Below are 1597 nucleotides of genomic sequence, written 5' to 3' on the forward strand. Positions count from 1 at the left end.
GGTCGTCGAGGACCCTCCGTGTCTGTCGCAAGGCGACAGACGGGTGTGTGGGTCAGGCGCGTCGGCCTGATCCCGTGCGTTAGGAGGTGATCCAGCCGCAGATTCCCCTACGGCTACCTTGTTACGACTTAAGCCCCCTTGCGAAGCCCAGATTCGACCGCCGTAGGCGGCCTCATCCGGACCTCACTCGGGTGCTTTGACGGGCGGTGTGTGCAAGGAGCAGGGACGTATTCACCGCGCTCTTCTGAAGCGCGATTACTACCGAATCCAGCTTCATGAGGGCGAATTTCAGCCCTCAATCCGAACTACGACCAGGTTTGAGAGATTACCGCCACCTTTCGGTGTTGGAACCCGTTGTCCTGGCCATTGTAGCCCGCGTGTAGCCCAGCTCATTCGGGGCATGCTGACCTACCGTTGCCCGTTCCTTCCTCCACGTTAGCCGTGGCGGTCTCCCTAATGTACCCAACTACCACGAGGGTATTGCTGGCAATTAGGGATGCGGGTCTCGCTCGTTGCCTGACTTAACAGGATGCCTCACGGTACGAGCTGACGGCGGCCATGCACCTCCTCTCAGTAGGTCTGGTAAGCTCATCACACTGACCGTCACTCCTACTGTCGGAGCTGGTGAGATGTCCGGCGTTGAGTCCAATTAAACCGCAGGCTCCTCCGGTTGTAGTGCTCCCCCGCCAATTCCTTTAAGTTTCATCCTTGCGGACGTACTTCCCAGGCGGCCCGCTTCTCGTCTTCACTACAGCACAGCACACACTCGTAGTGTGTGCCATACTTAGCGGGCATCGTTTACAGCTAGGACTACCCGGGTATCTAATCCGGTTCGTGACCCTAGCTTTCGTCCCTCACCGTCGGGTCCGTCTTTCCGAGGCGCTTTCGCCACCGGTGGTCCGTCCAGGATTACGGGATTTCACTCCTACCCCGGACGTACCCCTCGGATCTTCCGGCCCCAAGCCAGCTGGTTTCCGCCGGACGCCCAGTCGTTGAGCGACTGGATTTCCCGACGGACCTGTCTGGCTGGCTACGGACGCTTTAGGCCCAATAATAGCGGCCATCACTCGGGCTGCCGGTATTACCGCGGCGGCTGGCACCGGTCTTGCCCAGCCCTTATTCGTACACCTCCCTACGGTGTACAAAAGCGAGGACTATATGCCCTCGCACTCGGAGTCCCCTTATCGCACTGTCGTGCAGTGTAAAGTTTTCGCGCCTGCTGCGCCCCGTAGGGCCCGGAATCTTGTCTCAGATTCCGTCTCCGGGCTCTTGCTCTCACAACCCGTACCGATTATCGGCACGGTGGGCCGTTACCCCACCGTCTACCTAATCGGCCGCAGCCACATCCTATGGCGCCGGGGCGTTTCTAGTTTCCCTCACTCCAGAGTGGAAACCGTATTCGAGATTAGCCTCAGTTTCCCGAGGTTGTCTCGATCCATAGGACAGTTTGGCCACGTGTTACTGAGCTATCTGCCACGGGTCTAAACCCGTGCGACTAGCATGGCTAAATCGGACTCCGATAGCAATGGCCTCCGGCAGGATCAACCGGAATGGTTGCCGAGCTCCGAAGAGCTCGGTGGGTCTCTGGCGGAAGCAA

At 59.0% G+C, this 1597-nt stretch carries 1 rRNA gene; it reads right to left on the reverse strand.

Annotation, left to right across the window (positions count from 1 at the left end):
* Nucleotides 1–81: 81 nt before the first annotated feature.
* Nucleotides 82–1552 (reverse strand): 16S ribosomal RNA (locus tag ACQUQF_RS25075).
* Nucleotides 1553–1597 lie beyond the last annotated feature (45 nt).

The sequence above is a fragment of the Halorussus sp. AFM4 genome (assembly GCF_051194995.1).
Classification (GTDB): domain Archaea; phylum Halobacteriota; class Halobacteria; order Halobacteriales; family Haladaptataceae; genus Halorussus.